Source organism: Streptomyces pallidus (ex Mingjun et al. 2026), from assembly GCF_051550185.1.
Classification (GTDB): domain Bacteria; phylum Actinomycetota; class Actinomycetes; order Streptomycetales; family Streptomycetaceae; genus Streptomyces.
In genome coordinates this window covers 6905100-6931297 of the sequence record NZ_CP196181.1, presented here as the reverse complement: position 1 = coordinate 6931297, position 26198 = coordinate 6905100, and the positions used below count along the sequence as shown (strand labels likewise).

Here is a 26198-nt window from a genome sequence, read left to right as displayed (position 1 = left end):
TCAGCCGCGGTCCGGCCGCCGGGCGCCCGGGTGCGCCGGGTCCAGGGGGAGGGTGGCCACCAGGCGGGCGCCGACCGGGGAGTCCAGGGCGACGAGGGTGCCGCCGAGCCGGGTGGCGATGTCCCGGGCGATGGCCAGGCCCAGGCCGGTGCCCCCCTCGTCGCGGCTGCGGGCGTCGTCGAGGCGGGTGAACCGCTCGAAGACCCGTTCGCGGTCCGCCGCCGGGATGCCCGGGCCGTCGTCCCGTACCTCCACGACGGCCGTGCCGCGGCCCCGGTCCACCCGCAGCGACAGCAGGACCTGCCGCTCGGCGTGGCGCTGCGCGTTGTCCAGCAGGTTGGTGACCAGGCGGGAGAGCCAGAGCGTGCTGCCGCGCACGGTGACCTCGCCCGTGACCTCCAGATCGACGGGGATCCGGTCGCCTCGGCGGGCGCGGGCCGCCTCCCGGGCCACCCCGGCGAGGTCGACCGGGGAGTCCGGTGCCGGTTCCGCGGTGTCGAGGCGGGCCAGCAGCAACAGGTCGGAGGCGAGGTCCTGGAGCCGTACGGTGTCCTCCAGTGCGCCGCCGACGAGCTCGCCCCACAGCGCCGGGTCGGGGTGGGCCTGGGCGACTTCCAGCTGGGTGCGCAGGACCGTGATGGGGCTGCGCAGTTCGTGCGAGGCGTCGGCGATGAACCGGCGCTGGCGGATCCCGGCGGCCTCCAGGCGGTCCAGGGTGGCGTTCACCGTGACGGCGAGCCGGGCCACCTCGTCCTCGCTGCGCGGCACGGGCACCCTGCGGTGCAGGTCCCGTTCGCTGATCTCGGCGACCTCGGCGCGGATCGCCTCGACGGGGCGCAGCGCCCAGCCCGTCACCCGCCAGGTGACCAGTGCCACGGTGAGGACGAGCAGCGGCACGACCACGGCCAGGACGGCGGTGATGGTCTCGTCCGCGGCATCGGCCTGCCGCAGGGAGGTCCCCGCGTAGACGGTGACGAGCCCTTCCCCGGTGACGGTGGTGACCTGGACGACGCGGAGGCGGTGCTCTCCGCGCGCCGGGGCGGGCTTCCAGGTGTTGCGGACGGTGCCCGGCTTGCCGGGCCGGGTCGGGGTCAGCGCGGGGCGGCCGGCGAGCCCGGGGCTGGCGGCGAGGACGCGGCCCTCGGCGTCGACGACCTGGAGGAAGTCGGTGCCGAGGCCCGGGGTGAGCACGCTGTCGAGCCGGCCGCGCGCCGCCAGGGCCGCGGTGGCCAGTGCCTGCCGCTCGGCGTCCGCCTGCGCGCCGCGTACGAGCCTGCCGTCCAGGATGCCGAGCAGGGCGAAGGAGGCCGCGCCGAGGGCCAGGGCCACCACGGCGGTGGCGCCGAGGGTGGCCCGGGCCCGGACCGAGCGGGGACCCAGCCGGCGCACCGCCGCACGCAGCAGGGCGGCGGTGCCGCGGGGGGCGAGGGCGTGCTCGGGGGCGTGGTCGGGGGCGGTTGCCGGTCCGCGAGCCGGTCCGGGTGCGGGTTCAGCCACCGTCGGCCGCCAGCCGGTAGCCCGCACCGCGGACCGTCTCCACCGCGGACCGGCCGAAGGGGGCGTCGATCTTCCGGCGCAGGGCGCTCACGTGCACCTCGACGACGTTCAGGTCGCCCTCGTACGCGGCGTCCCAGACGTTCTCCAATATGTCGCGTTTGGGGACCACTTCGCCGGCCCTTCGGGCCAGGTACTCCAGGACCGCGAACTCCCGCGAGGTCAGACGGGCCTCGGTGCCGCCGCGGGTGCAGCGCTGCCGGGCCGGGTCGACGACCAGGTCGCCGAACTCCATCACCCGGGGGCTGCGGCGGCCGGTGCGCCGGACCAGGGCGCGCAGCCGGGCGACGAGGACGACGTACGAGAACGGCTTGGAGAGGAAGTCGTCCGCACCGGTGTCGAGGGCCTCGGCCTCGTCGTACTCGCCGTCCTTGGCGGTGAGCATGAGTATCCCGGACTCGCAGCCGCTCGCCCGCAGCCGGGCGCAGACCCGGTAGCCGTTGAGGCCGGGCAGCATGATGTCGAGCACGATGGCGTCGTAGTCGTGCTCGCAGGCCAGCCAGAGCCCTTCGAGGCCGTCGTGGGCGACGTCCACCGAGAAGCCCTCGGCCTGCAGGCCCCGCTGCAGGGCAGCGGCGAGCCGCCGTTCGTCCTCGACCACCAGTACGCGCATGGGGACAAGGTTCGCAGGTCGCGGCAGCGGATTGCTGAAGAGGTCTTCAGCCGGCTTCAGCGGGGCTTCAGCATCGACCGGGCAGGATCCGGCGAGCCGGGCACGGTGCCCGGAGAACGCGAGGAGCAGTCTCATGACCCAGTCCAGCCCCCAGCCCGCCGAGTCCCCGACGGAAGCGGACGAGACCAAGGCCGGCGCGGCGGCGGCGAGCCGCGGCCGGGTGGCCCGGCTGGTCCGCGAGGGGCGCACCCGGTGGGTGGCGCTCGGCGTGGTCGCGGCGGTCGGCGGCGGTGCGGCGGCCGTGGCCGTGGCCGCCGGGCACGACCACCACCGGGAGCACGCGCGGGCGAAGTTCGCCGCGGAGGCCCGCGCGCACCACGGCCGCGGGGAGGGGCCGGTGGACGGCCCGTTCGGGCAGAAGCGGTTCAAGGGCGGCGAGCCGCCCATGGTCGACGGGGAGCGCGGCTGGCCGGTACCGGGACTGAAGCCGGGCCGGGGCGAGGGCGGCGGCAGCGCCAAGGCCCCGGTGCCGCTGCCCGCGCTGCCGGCCGCGCAGGCGGTGGAGAAGGCGGCGGCCGCCGTGGAGGGCGGCAAGGTCGAGGCGGTGCGGGCGGTGCCGCAGGAGGGCGGCAAGAGCGCCTGGCTCGCGGTGGTCCTCGGCCCCGACGGCGTCCGCCACGCGGTGACCCTCAACGGCGAGGACGGCACGGTCACGGGCAACACGGTCCGCGGCACCTCACCCCGCCCCTGACCGGGGCCCCGCGGCCCCGCCGCCCCGCACCCCCGGCCGACGGGGTGGCGGGCCGCGGCGGGGCCGTGGCGTCAGGAGGTCGGGGGCGTCGCGGGCGAGAGGTGGCGGGCGAGCTCCCGGCAGGCGGCGAGGACGTGGTGCTCCGCGGCCTCGCGGGCCGCCCGCCCCTCCCCCGCACGCAGCAGCCGTACCAGTTCGCGGTGTTCTTCGACGACGGCCGCCCGGTAGCCGTCGTGGCCGAGCCGGACCCGGGTCAACTGGTAGAGGTGGACCTGCGAGCGGATGCCCGCCCAGCCGTCGTACAGCCGGCGGTTGCCCGCGATCCGGTGGATCCGGTCGTGGAAGTCCAGGTCGAGGGCGAGGAGGCGGGGGCCCTGCGCACCCCGGGCGAGTTCCTCCGCCATCCTGTCGACCCGGGCGTCCAGTTCGGCGAAGTCGGGTTCCGCGGCCCGTTCGGCGGCGAGGCGGGCGGCGAGGCCTTCCAGCGCCGCCCGGACCGCGTACAGGTCCTCCGCCCCGTCCGCCGTGACGTCGACGACCTTCGTGCCCCGGTGCCATTCGCTGCGGACGAGCCCTTCGCGCGCGAGCACGGACAGGCCCTCGCGCACCGACCCCCTGCTGATGTCCAGCGACCGGGCGAGTTCGACCTCGCGCAGCGCCGCTCCCGGTGCGAACCCCCCGGCGAGGATCGCCGCGCGGATGCGATCGGCGGCCTCGTCGGCCAGGCCCCGGCGCCGGGCCGGGCCGACCTCCCCCGAGAGCGCGTCGCCCGTACGTGATGCGGTCTCCCTCGTGTCCATACGTCGAATGTTGACATTCGGACAACGGGCGGGTCAAAGTCGGTGCGCAGCCCACCGGAAGGAGACCTCGATGGACCGAACCGGATTCCATCCCACCCTGCCCGCCGACGACTTGGCGCGGGCCCGGGCGTCCGCGGACGGGGCGGGGGCGGCCGCCCGATGAGCCGTGGGGTGCTGGTCACGGGGGCGTCGCGGGGCATCGGCCGGGCGGTGGCCGCCGCGTTCGCCCGGCAGGGCGACCGGGTGGCCGTGCACTGCTCCAGCCGGCGGGCCGACGCCCTGGACACGCTGGCCGCGCTGCCCGGGGAGGGGCACGTCCTGGTCGAGGGCGACCTCAGCGACCCGGCCCGCGTCGAGGCGCTGGTCGCCGAGGCCGCCGGTGCGCTGGGCGGCGTGGACGTGCTGGTGAACAACGCGGCGGTGATGGTCGCGCACCCGCTGCCCACGACCTCGTACGCGGACTGGCAGGAGGCCTGGCAGCGCACGGCGGCGGTGAACCTGTTCGGCAGCGTCAACGTCAGCTACTGCGTCGCCCGCCGCATGGTCGACGAGGGCCGGGCGGGGCACATCGTGAACGTCGGCTCGCGCGGCGCGTTCCGCGGCGAACCGGACCATCCCGCGTACGGGGCGACGAAGGCGGCGCTGCACGCGTTCGGCCAGTCTCTGGCGGTGTCGCTCGCGCCGCACCGCATCACGGTCGCCTCGGTGGCGCCGGGCTTCGTCGCCACCGAGCGGGTCGCCGGCCGCCTGGCCTCCCCCGAGGGGGAGCGGATCGCCGAGCAGAGCCCGTTCGGCCGGGTCGCCGCGCCCGAGGAGGTGGCCTCCGCCGTCCTGTACCTGGCCTCGCCCGAGGCGGTGTGGTCCTCGGGGGCGGTCCTGGACGTGAACGGGGCTTCGTACCTGCGCACCTGAGGCGCCGGTGGCCGGGCGGGCCGCCGTCAGCCCGCGAAGACGGCCTCCGCCCCGTCGGCGTACGCGCGCAGCAGCGGCCGGACGGCGGCGGCGTACGCGGCGCCGGGCACCCGGCCGGTGATCAGCGGGAAGAGGTGCTCCTCCGCGGCGGCGACGTGCCGGGCGAGGAGATCCCGCTGCCGGGCGAGGAGGCGGGCCAGTTCCCGTGCGTGGCGCTCCGGGTCGGCGGCGAAGCCGTCCGCGGCGGTGTCGCAGGCGGCCTGGAGGGAGTCGAGGGCCGCGTGGTCGTCGGCGAAGCGGACCAGGCCGGCGACGGTGTCGGCGGCGTCGGGCACGGCGTCGAGGACCACCGGCCACAGGATGCGGTCCTCACCGCGGTGGTGGCCGCGGGCGGCGGCGTGGTAGCGGTGCACGTACCCGGCGATGGCGGCGGCCCGCCCGGCGGGCACCGGCCGCCCGGCCGCGGCGACTGCGGCCAGCAGTCCGGCGAGGCGGTCGATGTCGGCGAGCATCGCCCGGTGGGCGAGCCGGATGCCGGTGAGATCGGGAGCCGTGCCGGTGCCGTGCGGTGCCGCCGCGGTGCCGCAGGTGTGTTCGCTGTCCATGCCACGACTCTGCCCGGCGCACCTCTGCATCCGGTCAACGTTCGATGAACGCCGCCGGGCGCCGTAGGCTCGGACGCCCGTCACGTACGCCCGTCCCGCCGTCCACCCTGGGGAACCCGCCATGCCGTACACCGGTCCCGGTACCGGTCCGCAGTCCGTCGACCGAGCACTGGCGCTCCTCGACGCCGTCGCCGACACGGGCGGCGGGCCGGTGGGCGCGAAGGCCCTGGCGCGCCGGCTGGAGTGCTCGCTGTCCACGGCCTACCACCTGCTGGCCCCGCTCACCGAGCGCGGCTACCTGGTGCGCACCGCGCAGGGGTACGTGCTGGGCCCCCGGATCCCGGGGCTGCACCGGAGCCTGCTGCGGCAGCTGGAGCCGGCCCCGCGCATGGCGGACGTGCTGGCCCGGCTGCGCCGCGCCACCGGAGCCGAGGCGTACTACACCGCGTACCGGGGCGGTGTGATCACGGTGGTCGACACGACGGCGCCGGTCACGGACACCGGCAACCCCTTCACCCCGGGCCGGGAGACCCGCGCCCACGCCACCGCGCACGGCAAGGCGCTGCTGGCCGAGCTGCCGCGGCCGGCGTTGCGGCGCTACCTGGCCGAACACGGCATGGCCCGGCTGACGGGGGCCACCATCACCCGCGCCGACGTACTGGAGGCCGAGCTGTCACGGGTGCGCGGGCAGGGCTTCGCCGTGTCGGTCGGGGAGGCCGATCCGGCGTACACCTGCGCGGCCGTGGCCCTGTCCCGCGACGCGGGCGGTGGCGACGGCCAGGGCGACGGCCAGGGCGGCGGTGGCGGTGGCGGTGGCGCGGTGCACGCGCTGTCGGTGTCGCTGCCGACCGCGGAGTTCCGGCGGCGGACCGAGGAGATCCGCACCGTCCTCGTCCGGACGGCCGCCGACGTGCTCGCCGCCGGCCCCCGCTGACGCCGCCCCGCGCGGAGTTTCCGACGGTGCCGGAAAACGGCCCGTCCCGCGTGCGCCGCCCGGCGCCGCCTGTCAGGCTGGCCTCATGATCTTCATCGCCGTCAGGTTCGACGTCCGTCCCGAGTTCAGCGACGAGTGGCTCACCATCGTCGACGACTTCACCCAGGCCACCCGCAACGAGCCGGGCAACCTCTTCTACGACTGGTCGCGCAGCGTCGACGACCCCACCAAGTACACGCTCCTGGAGGGCTTCGCCGACGCCGACGCGGGCGCCGTGCACGTCGCCTCGGACCACTTCAAGGCCGGCATGGAGGCGATGGCCGGCGCCATCGCCACCCGGCCGGAGATCATCCACGTCGAGGTGCCGGGCGACGGCTGGAACGCCATGGCCGAGCTGACGCCGCGCGACTGACCCGCCGTTCCCCCCACCCGCCCCGCGGGCCCCGTGGACACGTCACACGGGGAGGTCCAGCAGGCCGACTGCCATCTCGCGCATCTCGACCTTGCGGATCTTCCCGGTGACGGTCATCGGGAACTCCTCCACCACATGGACGTACCGCGGGATCTTGAAGCGGGCGAGCCGTCCGTCGCAGTACGCGCGGACGGCCTCCGCGGTCAGCGGCGCGGCGCCGTCGCGCATCCGCACCCAGGCCATCAGCTCCTCCCCGTACTTGGCGTCGGGCACACCGATGACCTGGACGTCCAGGACGTCCGGGTGGGCGTGGAGGAACTCCTCGACCTCCCGCGGGTACACGTTCTCCCCGCCGCGGATCACCATGTCCTTGATCCGGCCGGTGATGCTCAGGTAGCCGTCGTCGTCCATGACCGCCAGGTCGCCGGTGTGCATCCAGGATCTCCACGTGCGCGCCCGTGCTCACCGGGGCCACGCATGTGTCGGGCGCGATGGGTAGCACGTCAGAGCAGCCACCATGCGGGGCCAGTAGTCGGGCAGGGTGGACCATGGATTGCCGCTCGCGTACGTCGCCGACGTCGCGTAGACGTGGTGACAGCCGCGCCTACGTGCCAGGCCCACAGCCTCTACCGCCTCGTCTGCCGTGGCCTCGTAGATCAGGTGGGCTGTGCGCTCGGGCTGGAGGGCAGTAAGCCAGTCAGGCAAGGCCAGGGCCCGGTAGTCCGCCATGCTGCCCTCGAAGGGTCACCACGACGTCGGCAAGATCCACGACGCGCGGGTCTGGAACCGTACCGTAGTTCAGCACCACGTACGTGATGCCCGCCTCCCGCAGGTGCAGCACCGTGCGTGCGACGTCCTGAACGTCGGCACCGGCGGACGAGACGCGGTCGATGAACGCGCCCGTGATACCGCGGGCCACCCATTCCTCTGCTGGCCCTTCACGGTGAAGTCGAGGACGTCGCCATAGTCGTGGTCGACGTACCCGCACACGACGGCGCCGCTCCCCACGCCCTCGCTGCGGCCGTCAGGACGGTGTCCTCCGGGCTGCCAGGACCGGAGTTCTGGTTCACCACGACCCAAGACACCGGCTGTCGTCAGCCGACAGGGCGGCCCACGAGCGGGAGTCCGTCCCAGGGTGTGCGTACAGCGGGTTCCCCGCCTTCATCGTGTCCGCCATCAGTCCTCCGGCGCGGGATGTGTCGCCGTCGGCCGGCGGGTGGTAACGCGGGTCCTGGCGGCTGCTGTGCCGCCCTCAGTGGCGCTCCTCCGTGCGTGGTGCCACGGACAGAGGAGCTGAAGATTCTCGTCCCGGTGGTCGTCTCCGGGGGTGATGTGGTCGACGTCGGTACCCGGCATCTCGCACCGTCGGCCATCGCTGTAGCGGGCCGTACAGACGCCCCTGTCACGGCGGATGATCCGCCATCGGATCCGGGGCCAGTCGGCCGGGAGACGGCTGCGCCGGGTGCTTCCTTCCCACGCCATCGCGCTACCTCCCAACGAGCACGCGAAAGCCCCGTCCCCGGAAGGGAGAACGGGGCCAGAAGTCATGTCCTACGCTCAGCGCATGCTGAAGAAGCTTTTGAAGAAGTTCGCCATCCCGCCCATCGACGAGGCGGCCGGCGAGGCGTGGAAGCGCGGAGACACCGTCTTCATCCGCAAGTTCTACCCGCGGCCCGGGGGCCAGGACGTCGACCTTGCGCAGGCGATCCAGGACGTCACGGCAATCGGGTGGACGCTCCAGAGCACGCAGTTCGACGGCGAGGGGCTCCAGCGACACGCGAACTTGGTTTTCACGCGCCCTCAGTGATCTCTTGTCGGGACGGCAGGGTTCGAACCTGCGGCCACCCGCTCCCAAAGCGGACACTCTACCTCTGAGCTACATGCCGTTGTGTCTCCGGTGCGCAAAGTGATACAGTATCAGCGATCGACATCTACCTTTGGAGATACCCATGTTGAGCGTACGGCTACAGGCGTAAGCGCCTGTCGCCTGCTGACGGCCTCACACCTTGCCCTGGGTGAGGTGTGTCATCGGTCAGCAGTGCGCCACCACAACATGGAGGAACGGTAGTGTCGACTAACGCGACGCATCAGCACGTATGTAGCCATCCCGGTCGTGATATCGCCATCGTGGCTCTCGTCGCCGCGCTTATCGCACTCGTCACGTACATCGTCGTCACGGGATTGAAGGCTGGCGCCCTCGTAGGCGTCGGGTCGGCCGGTAGCGCATTCGCAGCCGCCTTCACGGCGGGCATGGTGGTTCTTCAGTACGTCAAGCACGACGCGTAGCAGGCTGCGTGGGGGTGGTACATCGCCGCCCCCACACACCCTCGTCCGGACCGTGAGGCCCGGGTGTTGGCCGTCGCGCCACGGTGCAGCCCACCGAAGCCACGGCCTCTGTCCGCAGGGACGTGCGCAAGCGCATTGGGTGTGCGGTTCAGCGGAGCCCCCAGCAGGAATCGAACCTGCGGCCCGCGTCTTACGAGGACGCTGCTCTACCACTGAGCTACGGGGGCTAAGGGCTGTCCCGTAACTGCCAGGAGGGGCACGCGTCGGGCTCAGACTCCCTTGTGGTCTGCTGCTGCGGCCCAGCGACGGATGTGCGGGTCGGGATGAACCCGGGCGGATGCGAGTGTGCTTTCAAGTAGTTCGTGCAGGGATGGCGGATAGGCCGCGCGGGAGGTAGGCAGGTCCAGCAGGACGCGGTGGCGCATCCGCAGGTCGGTGGATTCGGCGAACACCCGCAGGGATGCCTCCAGCCAGGCGGCCTTGATGTCCCGTGTCTCGTCCAGGGCGGGGTCACGTACCCCGCCGGGTGCGTACGCCGGAGACCGGTCTGCACGCAAGGGCACGTGGGCGCTGTACCAGGCTCGCACGGCACCGGCTCGCTCGGCATCCGTGCCGGTCCGCAGATAGTCGACCAATGCCGCCATCACGCGGCGGCGTCCGAATGCGTAGACCGCCGGCTCGACGAACCAGCGGCAGAAGCTGGGATCCGGGTCGTACACGGCTGCCGCCATCAGCGGGGCGAACCACTCCTCGGGCAGACTTGCACGTTCGAGCAGGGGCTTACGCACCGCATGGGCGAGGTGGCGGGCATGCCGGTCCTTCGGCTCCATGCTGACGTCTCCGACGCCCAGCAGCTGGGCCACATCTGTCACGCATGTCAGGAATGAACACGGTTCTATGCCGCTCTTCTCGTCTTCGGCCACGGCAGCATTCTGGACTGCCCGGATCGGCAGGCACGGACCCGGTGACCGCTGGCGCTTGGGCGGAAGGGCACTTACTCGGCCTCCCCCGGGTGGAACGATCACGGTGGCTGGTGTGATCACGGCGTCGGAGCCGTCCTGGATTGCCCCGTTCTCCGGGCTGAGCCCTCGCGCCTTCGGGAAGCTGGTGACCGTGCTGCGACGTGAGGGTGCGGACGCGGTCCGCAAAGGCCGGCCATGGGGCCTCCCACTGGAGGACCGGGCCCTGCTGGTGTCCGCGTACTGGCGCACGAACCTGACCATGCGCCAGCTCGCCCCGCTGTTCGGGGTGTCCAAGTCTGCGGCGGACCGGATCATCGACCACCTCGGACCGATGCTTGCGCTCCAGCCCCGCAAGCGTTTCGCGAAGGACACCGTGCTCATCGTGGACGGGACGCTGGTTCCCACCCGGGATCACACCATCGCCGAGCGGTCGAAGAACTACCGGTACTCCACCAACCACCAGGTCGTCATCGATGCCGACACCCGGCGCGTCGTAGTGGTCGGCCGACCGCTCGCCGGGAACCGAAACGACTGCAAGGCGTGGGAGGAATCCGGCGCCAAGTCCGCCGTCGGCAAGACCCTCGTGATCGCCGACGGCGGCTACCCGGGCACCGGCCTCGTCATTCCACACCGTCGCGAGCGCGGCCAGACCGAACTGCCGGACTGGAAAGAAGAGCACAACCGATCCCACAAGCAGGTTCGGACCCGAGTCGAGCACGTCTTCGCCCGCATGAAGACCTGGAAGATCCTCCGCGACTGCCGCCTCAAGGGCGACGGTGTCCACCACGCAATGCTTGGCATCGCCCGGATGCACAACCTCGCTCTCGCCGGATAGACCAACGGTCTTCACCGTGATCAACCATGCGCGAGGCGACCCGAAGATCATTTACGGGCCACAGCTCTTAGCCACCCTTTCTCTTAACGCGTGTTAGAGAAAATAGAAAAGAGGGGTTAGTTAGGCACTTCTGGCCCAACTTGAACCCCGATGACTACAGACAGCTATGAACCCACTCATAGCCACTACCGTCTGCAACCGCTATGGCGGCGCCCCGGATGACGACGAGGCCGCTACCGACGTTGGGGTAGGCCGAGCCCTCTACAGACGAGCCCGGCCCTGCCTCAACGATCGTTACCCTTCCGGGACAATACCGAATCCGGCTAGACCTCTTCCACGGTGGCCCAGCGGATTTTCACCCGCCTGTCCCCGTCGAAACGGGCTCGGTCATGCGTTGTCTTGGCCTTCGCGACCGTTAGGCCGACAATGGCCAGGCGCAGGAGGTCCCGCCGCATGCCAGTGTCGGCCGCCTCCCATGCCTCCAGCGCCATCTCTGGTTCCATCAGGAAACTGATGTCAACGGTGACACCGCCCGTGGCTTTCAGTGTCTTCCGCGCCGCTTCCATGTCCCGGTTGACGTCTTGCCATGCCGGCTCGAAGAAGCGGGCCGCGGGGCCCTCGTAAAGCCCCTTGCGTCGGTCTCGGAGAAGACGCTCCATCTGCGCCTCAGCGGCCTTCAGAGCGGCTCGGGCCTCTTCAATCTCGGCCGTCTCTGCCGGCTTGGTCAGAGCGCCCCAGCGATCCGCTACGACGACGAGGATGGGGTCCTCCGGGTCGGCGCTCGTCAGCCGGTCGAGCCACCTGCCCACTACATATCTCTCAACCGCCGGCGCATAGACAGACGCGGGGGCCAAGCAGGTGCTACCGCCCTGCGTCGACATGCACGTGTACGAGCTACTCATCATGGGTGCCGCCCGATTGCACGCCGCGCAGCGGATGAGGTCGGTGAGCCGGCGTACGGTCCGGTCCAGGTTCTCCCCGATCGTGTCGCCCAGCAGCGGCACTTCACAGACCCCGGACGCATAGCTCGACGCAGCGGACACACGTTCCTCCTCGATCGGTGGGCGGTGCATCGTAGCCGGTCCCGCACCCGGCGCACGCTGCTCTTCGCCCTACTCCTCGATGGCGCCGCCGATCCGCCGCAGGTGCCGACGGAAGGTGTACGAGGGGTCGGCCTCCCGCAGGACCAGGTAGTCGGCGAAGGCCGTCTGCCGGCGCAGGGTGTCGCCCGAGCGGATCCTGCGGGCCTGCTCCCGCTCGGTGTCCCGGATCCGCCCGGCCGCGGCCAGCACCTCCTCGACGCGGTCGGCGGCCACGAACAGCACCCCGTCCGCGTCACCGAAGACGATGTCCCCGGCGGTGACCAGGTGCGTCCCGAAGCGGGCGCTGGTCAGCGCCTCCGGCTCGCGCTCGTCCAGCCGTACGGGGCCGGCCGGGAGGGTTCCGTAGCTGAAGACGGGAAGGCCGATCTCGGCCAGCTCCGGCGTGTCGCGGTGCAGTCCCCACACCGCCAGGCCCGTCAGGCCGGCCCCGTCCGCCTCCAGCACGGCCAGGTCGCCGACGCAGGCCTCGTCGGTGCGGCCGCCGTTGTCGATGACCAGGACGTCGCCGGGCCGGGCGCTGCCGAAAGCCTCCAGGAACACGTCGACGCTGCCGTAGTGGCGCACCGGCAGCGCGGGACCGGCGATCCGGTGCCCGGTGACGACCGCGCCGATGCCGGGCGGTGCGACGCGCAGCGGCAGGCCGGTGCGCACGCACGCGTCGGCGACGAGCGGGGTGGACAGGTCGGCGAAGTCCCTCAGCATCGGCTCCCCTTCTCTTCCGGGTCCTCCGGTGGGGGGCGGCGGAACGGGCCGCCCGGCCCCATGGTGCCGCCTCGGGGGGCCGCGGTGCGGGAGGGCCGGATGGCCGGGCCCCTCAGGGGATGTCGGTGTCCGAGGGCTCCGCCTCGTAGGCGTGCGGGTCGTCGGTCACCCATTCGATCAGCGGGGAGTCGCCGAGGACGAGGTCGTCGGGATCGGGTACGCCGGCCCGGCGCAGGAACTCGATGAGGTCGGCGTCGCTGCGGGCCAGGCCCAGGACCGAGTCCTGGCCCTCGGCCCGCAGGGAGACGCGGCGGCCGCCCGCGGGCGCGATCCGGTGGACGACGATCGGCGCATGGTGCATGCGCCCAGCGTCCGCCGGGCCGCGCGGGCCCGCATCCGGACGCGGGCCGGCCGGTCTACCGGCGGTTGGTGACCGGCAGGGCCCGCAGGGCGTGGAAGCGGAACGTGGTGGCCCACCGGAGCGCGTCGAGCGGGCGGGCCGGCGGAGGTCGGGGAGCCGGTCGAGCAGGGTGCCCAGTGCGGCGCCGATCTGGAGCCGGGCCAGCGGGGCGCCCAGGCGGTGGTGCAGGCCGCGGCCCAGGGCGAGGTGGGCCCTGTCCTCGCGGGTGATGTCGAAGCGGTCGGGGCCCGGGGAGCGGGCCGGGTCCCGGTGCGCGGAGGCGAGGGAGACCAGTTCGTCCTCGGTGAGGCGGTCGTCCTCGTCGCGGGCGGCGATCCGGTCCGCGAGCCGTGCCACCAGGTCGTCGACGCCGTCCTCGACGCCGGCCCGCAGGCGTTCGGCGTGGCGCGGGGTTGAAGGCGTGGGACACCAGGCGGCGCAGGCGCAGGTGGTCCTCGGGGTTCGACGTTCCTCAGGTTGCGGTCGAGGGCGGGCGGCAGGGAGAAGCCGCTGAACCCGGTCGTGGAGTGCCGCTTGTTGACCGAAAGCCGCGGGTCGGGGAGTCCGCTGCGCACCTCGGCCTCGCCGGTGGCGAACCAGACGGGGGATCCGTCGGGCAGTGCGATGCGGTGCACCGGTCCGGCGGCGCGCAACCGCGCGTACAGCGCGTGCGGGTCGGCGGCGAACGACTCACGGGAGGGAGGCGGGTGCAGCCGGCTGGGTCGTGTGTTCCTCATGCGTATCGGTCGGGTACCCCCCTGAGGCTGGTGCCCTGCAGCCGGGCGGGGCGGTGGGGGCCGGGGCGAAGGGGCCGATCCGGCCAAACTGTTGGCATGCTCCTGACATTTCAAGGTCGTCGTGGGACCTTCCGTGGCGTACGTCGCACCAGCTCTCTCCCCCGGCCGGTACGCGGACACCGCCTCCGCCCGCCGGGTGCACGCCGGCGTGGCCCTACCCAGGCCCCGCTTCACACCCCACAGGACGTGGCGAAGAGGAGCGACAGCATGAAGACCTCGACATGGCCGGGCGTGACCGCCCTTGCGGCCGCCCTGCTCGTCGGCAGCGCCGTCCCGGCGAGCGCCCTCGGCCCCTCGGCCGACCAACGGCTCGACGGAACCATCGTGGTCGCGGGCAACACGTGCAGCTGGACCAACGCGCACACCAGCGCCAACCCCCCGAGCACCCTGACCGTCGACCGCACGACCATCAACTCCCCGGGCGGCAACCTGGGCTGCGCGGGCGGCATCACCGCCGCCCTCAACAACAACCCCGTCTTCACCTTCGACGACGCCGCGGGCACCGCGAGGACGGACACCATCGACATCACCGGCCGGCAGAGCTTCATCTCCTGCCGCTACAAGGCCTCGAACCTCACCTGGAACCGGGACGGGGCCACCCGCAAGTACGTCAACCAGGCCTTCACCGCGACCAAGGTCTCGGGCAGCTTCCTGTGCCCCGGCTCCGTCACCACCGCGGCCGGCGACGCCTCCATGCTGTTCCACTGACCCCGCCCCGTCGCACCCTGCACGGTCCGCCCCCGGCCCGAGTCGGGCCGGGGGCGGGCCCGCGCGCGGACCGGGCCAGTCGCGCGGGCGCTCACGCCCGCGGGCGGCGGATCAGGCCTGGCAGATGCCGCGCTCGTGGTCGACCGTGGCGGTCTCGCGGGAGAACTGCCACTGCGGGGCGAGCAGTCCGTCGTTCAGCTGGCCGGCCGCGGCCGGGCTCTCCACGATGTAGCCGAAGTCCTGGAGCCACGCCGGGTAGAGGTTCTTCGAGCCGATGTAGAAGGCCGAGCCGTCCACCGAGACCAGCTTGTGGTGCTGCGCGTACGGGCGGCCGTCGGCCCACTTCGCGCTCTGCGCGCTGCGGAACGTGGCCAGTTGGAGGTTCGAGCACATCGCGGCGCGGGCCTTGCCCTGGTCGCCGGTCAGCAGCGCGAGGCGGTCCCGCAGCGTGTCGCTGATCTCCGACAGCGACTTGATCTGCGAGTAGCCGCCACTGCCGACGGCGCCGCGGTTCTCGGGGTCACTGACGACGATGCGGACCTTGACGCCGGCGGCCATCTTCGCGGCGAGCGCGTCGTAGACCCGGACGTCGTAGCGGGGCAGCGGCGGGCAGGTCGCGTTCATGTCCTGCTGGGAGATCTCGATGTGCCGGTTCGCGCTGGAGATCAGCGTCCGCAGCGCGCTCTCCTCGGGGTTGACGGTGTCGTAGTCGCGGTCCGCGTTGGTGTTGTCGTGCACGCCGACGACGCACTTGGTGTCGGGGGCGCTGGGCAGGGTGGGCCGGAAGGCGCTCGCCGGGTCGTTGCGCTTGATGCCGACGCCGAGGCCGCCGACGGCGATGGCCGGCACGCCGCCCCGGCCCTGCGCGGGTGCGGGCGCCGGCGCCGGGTTGTCCTTGGCCAGTGCGGGCGTGCAGGCGGCACCGTTGGACGAGGCGAACCAGACGCTGGCGATGTTGCTCTTGTTCTGGCAGGTCCAGGACCACAGCTCGTCCAGGTACCGGCTCGCCGAGGCGGCCGCCGGCCCGCGCAGCGCGAGGTCGACGTCGGCGACCGGGTGCGAGGTCTCCGTGTAGTCGTCCTTCCAGTTGTTGATGCCGCCGGTGATGACGGACTGTCCGTCCACCACGAGGATCTTGGAGTGGTTCCAGGAGAACGCCGTCTTCGAGGTGGTCATCGAGGCGACGTTGAGGTCCACGCGGGCGGCGTCGGGGCCGAGCTTGGCGACGAGTTCGTCGCGGTACTTCGACGGCACCACGTTCAGGTGGTAGACGGGGGCGGCGCCGACGAGGATGCGCACCTTGAGCTTGTTCCCGCGTCCGGCCGAGGACTTCAGGCCGGCGACGATGGCGTCCTGGAACGCGCCGTTGGGGAAGGGTGCGAGGGTCGATATGTCGACGGTCTGCGTCGCCTGGGAGATGTTCTCCGTCATCTTCGTCAGCAGGCGCTGCGTTCCGGGGCGCGTCGCGCAGGTGTTGTCACCCCAGCAGCCGGGGGTCTGCAGCAGCCAGTCGGCACCGCCCGCCGAGGACGCGTCCAGGACGTTGCCGCCCGTCCGCTCCCACACCGACCCCTCCAGACCGGGGGAGACCTGACGGAGCGCCTGCTCGACCGCGTCGAGGTGCGGGGCCGGGGCACCGTCCGCTGCGGGCGCGGCCACCGCCGGAACCGCGGGGAACAGGGCGAGGACGCCCGCCGAGAGGGCGGCGCCGGCGGCAAGGGCGGAGGAACGCAAGAGGGAATGGCGGTGCAATGTGACTTCCTTGAACCTTGTACCTTGAACGAGGGATCGCCGTGCCGCAGACCGGGCCACCGGCAAGATCAACTCGCGGAAGTTACCACCGAGTCGCTTTTCCCGGGAATCATGCGCATCGGATTCGGCCACCCCCTTTGCCTCCGTGCGCCCCTGACGGGGCAAATTGGCCGAGAATCGCCGATTGGACAACTGGTCGATTAAACGACAACGATGTTGGCTGCAACATCGTGGCTGCTCACGGGGGGCAAACCGGTCAAATGGCAGCGTTCCCTTACTCGGCCCGCATCGTCCCCATTTCCGACACCGGAGAGATTTCGCCATGAGCTTCGGCGACCCGAACAACCCGTACGGCCAGCAGCCCCCGCAGGGTCAGCCCGGTTACCCGCCGCAGGCTCCCCAGGGCGTGCCCCCGCAGTACGGCTACCCCCAGCAGCCCCCGCAGGGTGTCCCGCCGCAGTACGGCTACCCGCAGCAGCCGCCCGCCCCGTACCCGGGCCACCCCGCCCCCGGCATGCCGGGGATGCCGGGCATGGGGATGCCCGAGCTCGCCCACTGGGGCCTGCGGGTCGGCGCGTACCTGCTCGACATGCTGATCATCGCCGGCCCGATGTACGCCCTCGGCTTCATCGACCTCGGCACCTCCTCGGACCCGGCGAACGCCCAGCCCGGCGTCTTCTTCGCGATCGGCGCGCTGTACGCGGTCGCCATGGCCTTCTACCAGCTGTACCGCGAGGGCTCCACCGGCCAGACCATCGGCAAGAAGGTCGTGGGCATCAGCCTCCGCCGCGAGTCCGACGGCAACACCCTCGGCTTCGGCATGGCCTTCGTCCGCAAGCTGGCCCACTTCCTCGACGGCCTGCCCTGCTACATCGGCTGGCTGTGGCCGCTGTGGGACGACAAGAAGCAGACCTTCGCCGACAAGGTGTGCAGCACCGTCGTCATCCGCGTCCCCAAGGGCTGACACCTCACCGCGCACTTCCGCCCGGCAGCGACCGCTCGCTGCCGGGCGGACGCGCGCACCGGGCGCGGCGTCAGGCGCAGGCGGCCGTGGCGGCCGTACCGGCCGCCGCCAGCGCCGTACTCAGCCGCCGGGCCTGCGCGACCAGTTGGCTCGACCCGCGCCGCCCGGCGGTCTCCGCCAGCCCCGCGGGCTCCGGACCTGCCGCGCCGCAGGCCTCGACGCACTCCGCGGCCACGGCCAGCACCTCCCCCGCGCCCCGCACGCCGCCGTCCGCCAGCAGGGCCGGCAGCGCCCCGGTGAGCACCGCCCAGATGGTCGCGTACGCCCCCGTGCCGGCGGCCGTCCGCACCGCGTCGGCGAGCCGGTTGGGCTTGACCGTGCCCAGGGCGAGCAGTTCGGCGAGGTCCCGCCCGAGCAGTCCGGTGTCGAGCTCCTGCCGCGCGGCGAGCACCAACAGCGCGTCCGCGGCCGCCAGCCGGTCCTCGGCGTGCCGGGCGCCGAGCCCGGCGGCCACCGCCAGGTGCAGCACGGGGCCCGCGGGCCCGCCCAGTTCGGCCAGCCGGGACAGCCGCTGCCCCGCACCGCGCTCCTCGACGGCGGCGCACGCGGTCAGCTCGGGCAGCAGCAGGACCGCCTGCGTCTCGCGGTCCTCGGGCAGGACCGACAACTGGGCGAGTTCCCAGCCGTCCCAGTGGTAGCAGCGCCCGGCGGAGCCGGAGAAGGCGCGGCCGAGCCGGTGGAACGCCGGCGGGAACTCCGCCAGCACCGGCCGTTCCGCGACGTCGACGACGATCCGCCGCACCGTGTCCCGCGTCCGTCCGGCCCACCAGCTGTGCCTCCCCGAGCCGGGCTCCGCGACGCGGCGGACCGTGCGCGGCGGCTCGCCCGCCCCGGTCAGCCAGGCCGCGAGGCGCTCACCCTCGGGCGTGCCGAGCGCGGCCGCCGCCGGGGCGGCCTCCGGGTCGTCGCGCCGTACCCGCAGCAGCGCCTGCCCGAAGTCGACCGGAGCCGGGGCGACGCCCAGGCGCCCGTACTCGGCAAGGCGTTCGACGAGGTCGGAGGGGTCCAAGGATCCCGTGTCCCAGGTCGGCGTGGCGAGCAGGAACGGCAGCGGGTCCGTCAGGATCCGGCCGGCCGCCTCGTACAGCCGGGCCGTGGTCACCTCGCCCATGGCGGTGTGGGCGCAGTCCTGCCCCGACCGGTCGTCGCGCAGGCCCCGGCCCGCGCGCAGGTCGTGGGCCCGCACGTGTCCCAGCACGGTCGCGGCGACCAGCTCCAGGCCCCGGAGCCATCCGGGGTCCGCGTGGTACCCGCCGTCGCCGATCCACGGCCGGTCGGCGAGCGCGGGGCGCAGGGCCGTGGCGAGTTCCGCGCGGTCGCGGTGGGCGTGGCGGACGAGGGCGTCGGCGGCCGTCTCGAACTCCTCTGTGGTCGGCTGCCGGGACTTGACCAGGGCCGCGACCAGTTCGACGGTCTCGGCGAGCGAGAGGGGTGCCGCAGGGGCCTGGCGGCGGCGTGCCGGTGCCGGCGGGAGGGTCTCCGTGTACGGAGTCGCCGGGACGGCGGCTTCGGCGACGGCGCCGAGCAGTTCGGCGGCCGTGCGCCGGTGGGCGGGGCTGAGCAGCTCGGCCTGGAAGGCGAGTTCGGTGCGCAGGTCGTCGTCCTCCGGGCGCAGATGGGCGGCGACGAGCTTCAGGGCGCGCTCCTGCAGGCCGGTGTCGGCGTGGCCGAAGGCGGCGGCGACGGCGGGCAGCAGGACGGAGCGGTCGTCCCGCTGGCGCCGCAGCGCCTTGCCGAGGAGCACCAGCTGGGCGCGGACGAGTTTCTTCTCCGGGCGGAAGAGGACGGCGGCCGACATCTCGGCGAGCCGCTCGGCGGGCAGCCGGCCCGCTTCGGAGAGACCGGCGAGGACCTGTTGGGCGTGGCCGGCGAGCGGGGAGTGCGCGTCGGCGGCCAGGGCGATCCAGTCCGCGGTCCGCTCCTCCTGCTCGTCCTCGGTGGGTTCGAGGACGGCCAGCAGGTCGGTGAAGAAGGCGAGCCCGGCGGGGCGGCCGCCGCGCAGGAGGCGGGCGAGGCAGCCGTCGAGCAGGGTCCGCCGTTCGACGGTGCCCCGGGCGGCGAGCGCGGCGAGCTCCGCGGGCCAGCGGCCGGGGACCCCGGGGGCGCTGTACCAGCCGAGGGCCTCGGGGGTCTCGGCGGTCTCGAACAGCCGGGGCACCAGCTCGCGTACGTACGGCTCCTCGCGCAGCGCGAGGCGGAGCGTGCGGGCGGAGCCCGTGTGGCCGCCGTAGGACATGTGGCGGACCCAGGCGTGCACGAACGGGTCGCCGGTGGGCGGCGGGCAGTCGTCGGGCGCCCGCAGCAGGAGCTCCCGGATCAGGCGGTACTGGCCCTCGACGGTGGCGGCGCGGGCGGCGAGGCGGTGGGCGAGGTCCCCGAGCCAGGCCGGGTCGCGGTCGGCGAGGACCTTGAGCAGTGCCGCGTTCCCGGAGCCGCCGGCGTCGCGCAGCTCTCGGGCGGCGATCCAGGAGGCCGCGGCCGCCGCGCCGGTGTGGCAGCCGGCGCCGGCGAGGAGCAGGGCGGGGCGTATCCGCTCGCTGTCGGCCCGGCGGCTCCAGTCCCAGCCGCGGATCTCGCGGCGCAGTGCGGTGAGTTCGGGGACGAGGGCGCGGCGGTCGGCGGGCGACAGGTGCTTGATCAGGCCGGGAAGGCGGTCGGTGCGGCCCGCGTGCACGGCGTCGAGGACGGCGCTGCGGAGGGTGTCGGTGTTCATCGGGTCTCTCCGGCAGCCGGAACGGGGGTGGCGGGGGTGGTGACGGAGGTGGTGGCGCGCCGGGCCATGCGGACGGCCAGGGCGTGCTTGCACGGGCCGCGGCGGCCGCGGTAGTCCGCCCACCACTGGCAGGTGCAGCTGAGCACTCCGGTGGCGGCCTCGCGGACCTGGTAGCGGCGCTGCCCGGAGAGGACCGTGGCGGTGGCGTCGGCGTGCAGCAGGACCGACCCCTCGGCGAGCAGCGCCCGGGCGGCGACCAGCCGCGGGTTGTGGCGTTCGGCGCGGCGGGCGTCGTACGGCAGCTCGCGGTGGAAGTAGGCGGCTTCGGCGACGTCGTACCCGACCCGGCCCGCGGTGCCGAGACGGGCGAGGGCGGCCCGGACCCGCACGGTGCTCAGTCCGCACTGTTCGGCGAGGTCGGCGGTGTCGATGCGGGGTTCCCAGGCGAGCAGGACGGAGACGAGCTCGGCATCGGCGGCCGCCTCGTCGGTGGCGAGCGCCTCCAGGACGCCGCCCTCGCCGGAGAAGCCGCGGGCGGGCTCCGGGGAGAGGGTGAGGGTCAGGCGCATGCCGGGCAGGGCGATCTCCCAGGCGGCGGCGGTGGACGCGCCGCCGTGGGCCGCGGGCCCGTACACGCGCAGCCCGGTCGCGTACCGCAGGACCCGCTGGAAGGCGGCGAGCCGCTCCGGGCCGGGCAGGCAGACGGCTCCGGGGACCGGCCGGGTGGTGGGCCGCAGCGTGGCGCCGACGGGAACGACCCACAGGGGTCCGCGCGGGGCACCGCCGGTGGCCCCCGCGGCGCTGCGCGGGAGGCTGCGCAGGAACCGTACGGCCTCGGCAGCGGACAGCTCGGCGCGCAGGTCGAACCCGGCGGACAGCACCTGGGATTCGGCGAAACCGCGCAGCCAGCGGTCGGGCAGCGGGACCTTCTTCTCCAGAAGCGGCCCGTCCAGGGTGGTGACGGCCAGCTCGTCGGGGCCGACGCGCAGGTGCAGCGGATCGACGCCGGCCATCCGCGAGAGGGCGTCGCGCAGCGGGTTGTTGACGTCGACGTTGGTGGTGCCGTGGCCGGTGTCCGCGCCGTCGAGGCCCTCGGGGAGCACGTCCAGCCGGGCGTACACCCCGCAGCAGCCGGAGAACGACTCGAACCGCAACCGGTCGCCGTTCGCGGTGACGACCGGATCCAGGGAGGCCCGCAGGGTGCGCTGGTAGTAGCGGGCGGCGGCGACGTCGGCCACGGCGAGCAGTCCGCGGGCGGCGGCCTGGGGGGAGCTCAGGAACCCGGCGAAGAACTGCGGGTGGGCCTCGGGGCCGACCGGGGTCAGCCCTCCGGAGGTCTCCAGTCCGAGGAGCCGCCCTCCCCGGTCGGAGGTGAGGGCGGAGGGGCGTGCGTAGGCGAGGGCCTGCGTGGATCGGCTCATGCACGCAAAGCTAGGTCCCGGCACTGACAACGGCGGCGGCCCGACGGACCGTCGTGCCGAGGACCGCGCGCGGGTCCTGCCCCCGCCTCCTGGTCCCTGCTCCCTGGTCCCTGCTTCCTGGTCAGTCCTTGGGGCGGCGGGGCGTGAGCCGTTCGACGACCTCGGCGAGTTCCTCGCAGACCTGCTCGATCCTCAGGCGGATGTTGTTCTGCTCGGCGACCAGGGCGGACAGCAGCAGCACGGTCAGCGCCGCGGAGCCGTTGAGGGCCTGGAGGTTGACCATGATCTCGAAGAGGGTGTGGTCGGCGAACGGGCCGCGCTGGTCGGTCGCCGCGTGGATGGCGACGACGGACACCAGCAGGGCGCAGGGCGCTCCCCCCGCGTGCTGGAAACGTACGGACGCCCAGATCAGCACGGGGAAGACGAGGAAGAGCATGGAGAGGTTGCTGTAGGCGGCGACGGTGGTGGCGGCCCCGCAGGCCGCCAGCAACAGCACGGCCTCGCCCGAGCGGTAGGGGTCCGCGGGCATCGACAGCTGCGGCAGGACCAGCAGCACCGGGGTCACGAGGAGGACGCCCATCGCGTCGCCGGCCCACCACGCCGACCACACGGACCAGAAGTCGCCCCGGGGCAGGTCACCGGTGACGACGAGCATGCTCGTGCCGATGCTCGCGCTGACCAGCATGGGCAGCAGGCCGCCGAGGAAGACCAGGGCGAGCCCGTCCCGCAGTCGGTCGATCTCCAGGCGGAATCCGGCCCGGCGGAGCAACAGGTAGGCGCACACGGGCGCGAGGGTGTTGCCCACGAGGATGCCGGTGTCGACGGCGTCGAAGTCGCTGATGCTCTCGATGGACAGGTACGCGCCGAGCGTGATCCCCGGCCATACCCGCAGCCCCAGCCAGAGCAGCGCGGCGACGGCGATGCCGGTGGGCGGCCACAGCGGGGTGACCGTCGCACCCCCGACGGTCACGCTGAGCAGGAGGCCGAGCTGCCCGGTGCCCCAGTAGGCGACCGCGACGGCGAGGATCCGGAGGGTGTCGGCGAGCAGGCCGGGCAGCCGTCGCCGTTCCACGGTGGGCATCACAGCATCAGACAACAGGCGCCGCCGCCCCACGGGGCGTGACACGCCCTGGCGCCGGGACCGGAAGGGTTCGCCGCCCCGCGACGCCCGGGACGGCACTAGCGCGGTGCGGGTCCTCCTGCGTTGTGGCTGATGACGAGGACCGCCGCGTCGTCGGCGTGGCCGGTGGAGTCGGCCACCTTCATCACCTCGGCGGCGAGTTCGCCGGGGTCCGCGCCCGCGCCCTCGCGGACGACCCCGAGCACCCGTTCGAGGCCCACGTCGATGGGGAAGGCGGGGCCTTCGACGACGCCGTCGGTGACCAGGACGATGGATCCCGCCCGGTCCAGCTTGCGGCGGGTGACGGCGTACCCGGCGCCGGGCAGCATGCCGAGCGGCAGGCCGCCCTCGTCCTCGACCATCCCGTACGCGCCGTCGTCCGTGGCCCACAGGGCGGGTACGTGGCCGGCCCGGGCGCTGTGCAGCTCCCACGTCTCGGGGTCGAAGCGGAGCAGGGTGCAGGTGGCGAACAGCTCGCGCCCCATCGACAGGAGCACGTCGTTGGTCCGGGCGAGCACCTCGCCGGGGTCGTCGACGACGGCGGCGACGGCGCGCAGGCCGATGCGCACCTGGCCCATGAAGGCGGCGGCCTCCACGTCGTGGCCCTGGACGTCGCCGATGGAGAAGGCGAGGGCGCCCTCGGGCAGCCCGAAGCCGTCGTACCAGTCACCGCCGATGTCCAGGCCGTGGCGGGCGGGCGAGTAGCGGGCGGCGGTGCGCAGCCCGGGCAGGGCGGGGAGGGCGGCGGGCAGCATCTCGCGCTGGAGCGCCTCCGCGAGTTCCACGCGGGGCTGCTGGTGCTCGGCGCCGGCGCGGGCCCGGGCGGCGAGCCGGCCGAGGGTGCTCAGCAGGTCGTCGGCGCTCTGGGTCCTCGGGGTGCGGCGCGGCGCGCGACGCGGGTTCACGGTCTGCTCCCGGGTGCATCCATGCGTCGCTCGTCCCTGCTCTCGGCCCTCGCGGCGTGCTGCGCCGAAGCCCCGTGCCGCGCTCATCATATTTCCAGAGGTCGGCGGGCCGCGACAGCGGTCGCGTCTCACCGGTCGGAACGGGCGTCCGCGGCCGGTCGGCCGACCACAGGGCGTGAGCTATGTTGGAGAAAGAGTGACATGAGAGGGAGGCCCACCGGTGTCATCGGGGCAGCAGGCACGCGCACAGGCAGCTGCGATCACGCCGAGCGGGCAGTCGCCCGACCAGGAACGGGCTCCGGGCGACCGGGTCCGCGGGCTGTTCGACGGCCACCGCCTCTCGCCGGGCCAGCGGCGCATCGCCCAGTACCTCATCGACCACCTGACCGAGGCCGCGTTCCTGTCGATCACGGAGCTGGCGGAGCGGGTGGGGGTGAGCCAGCCGTCGGTGACGCGTTTCGCCACCGCCCTCGGGTTCAGCGGCTACCCGGCCCTGCGCGACGTCCTGCAACCGATGGCGCTGAGCGCGGTCGCGGGCTCGCCGGAGAGCCGTGAGCAGTACCGCCGCAACGAGCTTCAGGCGGCCGTGGACGCCGAGATCGAGAACCTGGAGAACGTGCGGCGGCTCCTCGCCGACACCAACCAGCTGCTGGACGTCGGCCGCGAGCTGGCCCGCTCGGTGCCGCTGACGGTGCTCGGCCTGAGGATCTCCGTGTCGCTGGCGGAGTACTTCGCGTACGCGGCGCGCCGCATCCACCCCGACGTCCGGCTGGTCACGCGGGGCGGCAGCGTGGCGTACGACGCCCTGCTGCAGTCCCGGGAGGCCGGCGGGACCTGGGCGCTGGCGTTCGCGATGCCGCGGCACGCGAAGGAGACGCTGTCGGCGCTGCGGGCGGCCCGGACCGCCGGGCTGAAGATCGCGCTGATCACGGACACCGCACTGGGGCCGCTGGTCGACGAGGCGGACGTGGCGCTGACGGCCGGTACCGGGGCGCGGCTGGTGTTCGACTCGTACGCGGCGCCCGGTGTGCTGTCCGCGGCACTGCTCCAGGCGATGGCAGACGCGGACCCGGAGCGGACGCAGGCGCGTCTGGAAGGTTACGAACAGGTGGCCGACCAACACGGCTTCTTCCTTTAGGGCGGATTTCGCCCGTTTTGGTCGTTCATTTTCATGCCGTCGAGTCGTATGTAATTTTTCATTCTCTTGTTTACTCGACGGTATATATGTTTACTGAGCAGCGCGCCGGATCCGTCAGACGCGCCAAGGAGAGCGACCCCTAACGCTCTCCCGGAACGGATACCCGGGCGGGACGACTCCTCCTCACGCCCCGCTCGGGTCCCGATCCCGGCAGCGGATCCACCAGAGCGCTTGTGGCGGCCCCCGGTCAACCCCTGGGCCGGGGCCGCCGCCCACTACGTCTCGATCAGCTCCACACCCCTTCGGAAGCGACGTATGCGCCAGACGCTCTCCCCCGCTCTCAGCCCGGACTGGCCGTGCCAGGTCAAGGCTCCCGGGACGCACGACTGGGAACGAACGGCCATGCGCTGGCTGCGGGACCTGCTCCCGGCCCGCTACGGCGCCTACTCGACGCTCACCCGCAGCCCCGTCCTGCTCTCCCGGCACGCGCAGCTCCAGTTGCAGCACGAGATGCGCGCCGTCCGGGTCGCCCTGGAGACCAGCCGCGCCGAGCTGCCCTCGATGGGCGTGCCCGAGATCCACATCGAGAGCTCCATCCGGATGTACGCCGTCGAGCTCCAGCAGCTGGGTCGGCTGTCCCGGGCCGTCCGGCTGGTCGGCGACGCCCTGCGCGTCACACCCAGTTGACCTGCGCGCGGGTCAGCAGCGGGTCGTCCACCATCTCCCACAGCGGGACCGCCCAGTTGCCGAAGCCGTAGCGGCCGCCGTAGTGCAGGCCGAGGACGCGGTGGTCGGCCAGGTCGAAGACCGGGGAGCCGCTGTTCCCGCCGAGGGTGGAGCAGTCGTGGTTCACCGTCAGCCGCTCGCGGACCAGTTTGGTCGTGGTGCCGGGCTGGAGCCGTTTGACGTTGTACACGTCCATGAAGATCCGGCGCATGGCCTCCGGCTCGTTGCGCCGGCTGTCCTCCGCCGGGTAGCCCACGACGTACACCGGCCGGCCGGGGATGTCGGCGGGCGGATCGGCGGCCACCGCCAGCGGGGTGGCCGGCGCCCGGTCGTCGCCGTCGGTGTCCACGCGCAGCAGTGCGAGGTCCACGTCGGGGTGGATCCCGATGACCTCGGTGACCTCGAACTCCATCGAGGCGTCCCCCGGTACGGCGGCGAGTTCCTCGGCCAGGTCGAGGCGGGCGGCCATCCCCGGGCGGAAGGACCACGCGGCGCCGTCCTCGCGGGCGAACTCGTCGGCCACGTGGCGGTTGGTCATCACCACGTCGGGGCCGACGAGGAAGGCGGTGCCCACCCACTCCAGGCGCGGGTGCCCGGCGACGTCCACCCGGCCCACCCGGGCGATCGAGTTGCGGATGCCGTCCCGGTGGCCGTCGAGCACCGCCCAGTCGCCCGGCTGCGACGGAAAGTCCTGCCCCTGGACGAGGATGGCGGGCCGGCCTTCGAGGAGGACGATCGCCTCCACGCCGAAGTACTCGTCCTCGTCGATCTCGTCGGCGCGGCCCGCGGCGAGCTTCTCCAGCCCGCGGGCACCGGCCTCCAGCACCCTCGCCCGCTCCCGCAGGGCGAAGCAGCCGATCTCCGCGGCCGGCGCCCGCTCCGCGGGCACGTCCTCGGCGGACTCCAGGACCTCCGCCTCCGCCTCCCGCGCCGCCGCCAGGCCCTGGCGGACCCGCTCGGCCACCGCGCGCAGGTCCCCGAAGACCTGCTCCGCACCGGTCGCCACCGGTGACCGTCCGCTCATC

26 protein-coding genes, 2 tRNA genes and 1 pseudogene are annotated in these 26198 nt (G+C 73.3%); 11 read left to right on the top strand and 18 right to left on the bottom strand.

All coding sequences use genetic code 11. The features are described 5' to 3' along the window. Together ACSHWO_RS30880 and ACSHWO_RS30875 are read right to left on the bottom strand one after the other, a co-directional pair. Nucleotides 1-1380 (bottom strand): sensor histidine kinase, encoded by a 1380-nt coding sequence (locus tag ACSHWO_RS30880; protein WP_438319316.1) that lies wholly within the window; start codon nucleotides 1378-1380, stop codon nucleotides 1-3. 109 nt (nucleotides 1381-1489) lie between these two features. Beyond that, nucleotides 1490-2167: a response regulator transcription factor gene (locus ACSHWO_RS30875; protein ID WP_361086312.1), complete on the bottom strand. Its 678-nt coding sequence runs from the start codon at nucleotides 2165-2167 to the stop codon at nucleotides 1490-1492. 133 nt (nucleotides 2168-2300) lie between these two features. Between ACSHWO_RS30875 and ACSHWO_RS30870 the strand changes: the two genes are divergently transcribed. After that, nucleotides 2301-2918 carry a hypothetical protein gene (locus ACSHWO_RS30870; RefSeq protein ID WP_438317075.1) on the top strand — a complete coding sequence of 206 codons (618 nt, stop codon included), beginning with the start codon at nucleotides 2301-2303 and terminating at the stop codon, nucleotides 2916-2918. 71 nt (nucleotides 2919-2989) lie between these two features. Here ACSHWO_RS30870 and ACSHWO_RS30865 read toward each other — a convergent pair whose 3' ends face one another. Then, the gene (locus ACSHWO_RS30865; protein ID WP_438317072.1) at nucleotides 2990-3718 is read right to left on the bottom strand and encodes a GntR family transcriptional regulator; all 729 of its coding nucleotides are present in this window, start codon (nucleotides 3716-3718) and stop codon (nucleotides 2990-2992) included. 159 nt (nucleotides 3719-3877) lie between these two features. Between ACSHWO_RS30865 and ACSHWO_RS30860 the strand changes: the two genes are divergently transcribed. Then, nucleotides 3878-4630, top strand: coding sequence for an SDR family NAD(P)-dependent oxidoreductase (locus ACSHWO_RS30860; protein WP_385839061.1), 753 nt, complete (start codon nucleotides 3878-3880; stop codon nucleotides 4628-4630). A gap of 26 nt (nucleotides 4631-4656) precedes the next feature. On the opposite strand, the gene ACSHWO_RS30855 is transcribed toward ACSHWO_RS30860, so the two are convergent. Then, entirely contained in the window at nucleotides 4657-5235 is a 579-nt protein-coding gene (locus ACSHWO_RS30855) for a hemerythrin domain-containing protein (protein ID WP_438317069.1), read from the bottom strand. Nucleotides 5236-5356: 121 nt separating this feature from the next. On the opposite strand from ACSHWO_RS30855, the gene ACSHWO_RS30850 reads away from it, so the two are divergent. Both ACSHWO_RS30850 and ACSHWO_RS30845 read left to right on the top strand, forming a co-directional pair. After that, a complete protein-coding gene (locus tag ACSHWO_RS30850; RefSeq protein ID WP_438317066.1) occupies nucleotides 5357-6169 on the top strand; it encodes an IclR family transcriptional regulator in 813 nt (270 codons plus the stop codon). A gap of 85 nt (nucleotides 6170-6254) precedes the next feature. Next, the gene (locus ACSHWO_RS30845) at nucleotides 6255-6581 is read left to right on the top strand and encodes a putative quinol monooxygenase (RefSeq protein ID WP_361086296.1); all 327 of its coding nucleotides are present in this window, start codon (nucleotides 6255-6257) and stop codon (nucleotides 6579-6581) included. 42 nt (nucleotides 6582-6623) lie between these two features. Here the strand turns inward: ACSHWO_RS30845 and ACSHWO_RS30840 are convergent. Together ACSHWO_RS30840 and ACSHWO_RS30835 are read right to left on the bottom strand one after the other, a co-directional pair. Then, nucleotides 6624-7019: pseudogene (locus ACSHWO_RS30840) on the bottom strand (AMP-binding enzyme); the annotation flags it as partial. Between the two features lie 259 nt (nucleotides 7020-7278). Further along, on the bottom strand, nucleotides 7279-7500 hold the full coding sequence (locus tag ACSHWO_RS30835) for a hypothetical protein (RefSeq protein ID WP_438317063.1): 222 nt from the start codon (nucleotides 7498-7500) through the stop codon (nucleotides 7279-7281). Nucleotides 7501-8145: 645 nt separating this feature from the next. Here ACSHWO_RS30835 and ACSHWO_RS30830 point away from each other — a divergent pair. Further along, a complete protein-coding gene (locus tag ACSHWO_RS30830) occupies nucleotides 8146-8388 on the top strand; it encodes a hypothetical protein (protein ID WP_438317059.1) in 243 nt (80 codons plus the stop codon). Between the two features lie 7 nt (nucleotides 8389-8395). Here the strand turns inward: ACSHWO_RS30830 and ACSHWO_RS30825 are convergent. Next, nucleotides 8396-8467, bottom strand: a tRNA-Pro gene (locus ACSHWO_RS30825). A 241-nt stretch (nucleotides 8468-8708) separates the two neighbouring features. Here ACSHWO_RS30825 and ACSHWO_RS30820 point away from each other — a divergent pair. Further along, on the top strand, nucleotides 8709-8867 hold the full coding sequence (locus ACSHWO_RS30820; protein ID WP_438317056.1) for a hypothetical protein: 159 nt from the start codon (nucleotides 8709-8711) through the stop codon (nucleotides 8865-8867). Nucleotides 8868-9022: 155 nt separating this feature from the next. On the opposite strand, the gene ACSHWO_RS30815 is transcribed toward ACSHWO_RS30820, so the two are convergent. Both ACSHWO_RS30815 and ACSHWO_RS30810 read right to left on the bottom strand, forming a co-directional pair. Further along, a tRNA-Thr gene (locus ACSHWO_RS30815) sits at nucleotides 9023-9094 on the bottom strand. A 42-nt stretch (nucleotides 9095-9136) separates the two neighbouring features. After that, complete coding sequence (locus ACSHWO_RS30810) at nucleotides 9137-9790, bottom strand: hypothetical protein (protein WP_438317053.1); 654 nt, start codon at nucleotides 9788-9790, stop codon at nucleotides 9137-9139. Nucleotides 9791-9893: 103 nt separating this feature from the next. Here ACSHWO_RS30810 and ACSHWO_RS30805 point away from each other — a divergent pair, with 103 nt between their 5' ends. Beyond that, nucleotides 9894-10664 (top strand): transposase, encoded by a 771-nt coding sequence (locus tag ACSHWO_RS30805; RefSeq protein ID WP_438317050.1) that lies wholly within the window; start codon nucleotides 9894-9896, stop codon nucleotides 10662-10664. A gap of 323 nt (nucleotides 10665-10987) precedes the next feature. Here the strand turns inward: ACSHWO_RS30805 and ACSHWO_RS30800 are convergent, their stop codons facing one another. The 3 genes from ACSHWO_RS30800 to ACSHWO_RS30790 form a co-directional block, all read right to left on the bottom strand. Continuing rightward, on the bottom strand, nucleotides 10988-11707 hold the full coding sequence (locus ACSHWO_RS30800) for a hypothetical protein (protein WP_438317047.1): 720 nt from the start codon (nucleotides 11705-11707) through the stop codon (nucleotides 10988-10990). A 69-nt stretch (nucleotides 11708-11776) separates the two neighbouring features. Beyond that, nucleotides 11777-12469 carry an RraA family protein gene (locus ACSHWO_RS30795; RefSeq protein ID WP_438317043.1) on the bottom strand — a complete coding sequence of 231 codons (693 nt, stop codon included), beginning with the start codon at nucleotides 12467-12469 and terminating at the stop codon, nucleotides 11777-11779. 112 nt (nucleotides 12470-12581) lie between these two features. After that, on the bottom strand, nucleotides 12582-13226 hold the full coding sequence (locus ACSHWO_RS30790; RefSeq protein ID WP_438317040.1) for a hypothetical protein: 645 nt from the start codon (nucleotides 13224-13226) through the stop codon (nucleotides 12582-12584). A 647-nt stretch (nucleotides 13227-13873) separates the two neighbouring features. Here ACSHWO_RS30790 and ACSHWO_RS30785 point away from each other — a divergent pair. Next, nucleotides 13874-14374, top strand: a complete 501-nt coding sequence (locus ACSHWO_RS30785; protein WP_361086281.1) for a hypothetical protein — start codon at nucleotides 13874-13876, stop codon at nucleotides 14372-14374. A 111-nt stretch (nucleotides 14375-14485) separates the two neighbouring features. Here the strand turns inward: ACSHWO_RS30785 and ACSHWO_RS30780 are convergent, their stop codons facing one another. After that, a complete protein-coding gene (locus ACSHWO_RS30780; protein WP_438317036.1) occupies nucleotides 14486-16126 on the bottom strand; it encodes a phospholipase D-like domain-containing protein in 1641 nt (546 codons plus the stop codon). 322 nt (nucleotides 16127-16448) lie between these two features. Here ACSHWO_RS30780 and ACSHWO_RS30775 point away from each other — a divergent pair, with 322 nt between their 5' ends. Further along, entirely contained in the window at nucleotides 16449-17090 is a 642-nt protein-coding gene (locus tag ACSHWO_RS30775; protein WP_438317033.1) for an RDD family protein, read from the top strand. Nucleotides 17091-17160: 70 nt separating this feature from the next. Here the strand turns inward: ACSHWO_RS30775 and ACSHWO_RS30770 are convergent, their stop codons facing one another. The 4 genes from ACSHWO_RS30770 to ACSHWO_RS30755 all read right to left on the bottom strand — a co-directional run bounded on the left by ACSHWO_RS30770 (nucleotide 17161) and on the right by ACSHWO_RS30755 (nucleotide 23309). Next, entirely contained in the window at nucleotides 17161-19863 is a 2703-nt protein-coding gene (locus ACSHWO_RS30770) for a DUF6493 family protein (RefSeq protein WP_438317030.1), read from the bottom strand. After that, entirely contained in the window at nucleotides 19860-21284 is a 1425-nt protein-coding gene (locus ACSHWO_RS30765; protein ID WP_438317027.1) for an SWIM zinc finger family protein, read from the bottom strand. Before ACSHWO_RS30765 ends, ACSHWO_RS30770 begins: the two co-directional genes overlap by 4 nt. Before the next feature lie 121 nt (nucleotides 21285-21405). Continuing rightward, entirely contained in the window at nucleotides 21406-22365 is a 960-nt protein-coding gene (locus ACSHWO_RS30760) for an MASE1 domain-containing protein (protein ID WP_361086266.1), read from the bottom strand. Nucleotides 22366-22463: 98 nt separating this feature from the next. Next, nucleotides 22464-23309: a PP2C family protein-serine/threonine phosphatase gene (locus ACSHWO_RS30755; RefSeq protein ID WP_361086264.1), complete on the bottom strand. Its 846-nt coding sequence runs from the start codon at nucleotides 23307-23309 to the stop codon at nucleotides 22464-22466. 220 nt (nucleotides 23310-23529) lie between these two features. Here ACSHWO_RS30755 and ACSHWO_RS30750 point away from each other — a divergent pair, with 220 nt between their 5' ends. Together ACSHWO_RS30750 and ACSHWO_RS30745 are read left to right on the top strand one after the other, a co-directional pair. Beyond that, entirely contained in the window at nucleotides 23530-24447 is a 918-nt protein-coding gene (locus tag ACSHWO_RS30750) for a MurR/RpiR family transcriptional regulator (protein WP_361086261.1), read from the top strand. A 315-nt stretch (nucleotides 24448-24762) separates the two neighbouring features. Next, nucleotides 24763-25134: a hypothetical protein gene (locus tag ACSHWO_RS30745; protein ID WP_361086258.1), complete on the top strand. Its 372-nt coding sequence runs from the start codon at nucleotides 24763-24765 to the stop codon at nucleotides 25132-25134. Here ACSHWO_RS30745 and ACSHWO_RS30740 read toward each other — a convergent pair. After that, a complete protein-coding gene (locus ACSHWO_RS30740) occupies nucleotides 25121-26197 on the bottom strand; it encodes a trypsin-like serine peptidase (RefSeq protein WP_361086255.1) in 1077 nt (358 codons plus the stop codon). The genes ACSHWO_RS30745 and ACSHWO_RS30740 overlap by 14 nt on opposite strands. Between the last annotated feature and the right edge of the window lies 1 nt (nucleotide 26198).

Excerpts from the sequence above, each read along its gene's own strand:
- ACSHWO_RS30845 (WP_361086296.1), top strand. The coding sequence starts at position 6,255 with ATGATCTTCATCGCCGTCAGGTTCGACGTCCGTCCCGAGTTCAGCGAC.
- ACSHWO_RS30745 (WP_361086258.1), top strand. The coding sequence starts at position 24,763 with ATGCGCCAGACGCTCTCCCCCGCTCTCAGCCCGGACTGGCCGTGCCAG.
- ACSHWO_RS30865 (WP_438317072.1), bottom strand. The coding sequence starts at position 3,718 with ATGGACACGAGGGAGACCGCATCACGTACGGGCGACGCGCTCTCGGGG.
- ACSHWO_RS30875 (WP_361086312.1), bottom strand. The coding sequence starts at position 2,167 with ATGCGCGTACTGGTGGTCGAGGACGAACGGCGGCTCGCCGCTGCCCTG.
- ACSHWO_RS30775 (WP_438317033.1), top strand. The coding sequence starts at position 16,449 with ATGAGCTTCGGCGACCCGAACAACCCGTACGGCCAGCAGCCCCCGCAG.
- ACSHWO_RS30785 (WP_361086281.1), top strand. The coding sequence starts at position 13,874 with ATGAAGACCTCGACATGGCCGGGCGTGACCGCCCTTGCGGCCGCCCTG.
- ACSHWO_RS30830 (WP_438317059.1), top strand. The coding sequence starts at position 8,146 with ATGCTGAAGAAGCTTTTGAAGAAGTTCGCCATCCCGCCCATCGACGAG.
- ACSHWO_RS30740 (WP_361086255.1), bottom strand. The coding sequence starts at position 26,197 with ATGAGCGGACGGTCACCGGTGGCGACCGGTGCGGAGCAGGTCTTCGGG.
- ACSHWO_RS30770 (WP_438317030.1), bottom strand. The coding sequence starts at position 19,863 with ATGAACACCGACACCCTCCGCAGCGCCGTCCTCGACGCCGTGCACGCG.
- ACSHWO_RS30795 (WP_438317043.1), bottom strand. The coding sequence starts at position 12,469 with ATGCTGAGGGACTTCGCCGACCTGTCCACCCCGCTCGTCGCCGACGCG.
- ACSHWO_RS30860 (WP_385839061.1), top strand. The coding sequence starts at position 3,878 with ATGAGCCGTGGGGTGCTGGTCACGGGGGCGTCGCGGGGCATCGGCCGG.
- ACSHWO_RS30870 (WP_438317075.1), top strand. The coding sequence starts at position 2,301 with ATGACCCAGTCCAGCCCCCAGCCCGCCGAGTCCCCGACGGAAGCGGAC.
- ACSHWO_RS30855 (WP_438317069.1), bottom strand. The coding sequence starts at position 5,235 with ATGGACAGCGAACACACCTGCGGCACCGCGGCGGCACCGCACGGCACC.
- ACSHWO_RS30760 (WP_361086266.1), bottom strand. The coding sequence starts at position 22,365 with ATGCCCACCGTGGAACGGCGACGGCTGCCCGGCCTGCTCGCCGACACC.
- ACSHWO_RS30765 (WP_438317027.1), bottom strand. The coding sequence starts at position 21,284 with ATGAGCCGATCCACGCAGGCCCTCGCCTACGCACGCCCCTCCGCCCTC.
- ACSHWO_RS30850 (WP_438317066.1), top strand. The coding sequence starts at position 5,357 with ATGCCGTACACCGGTCCCGGTACCGGTCCGCAGTCCGTCGACCGAGCA.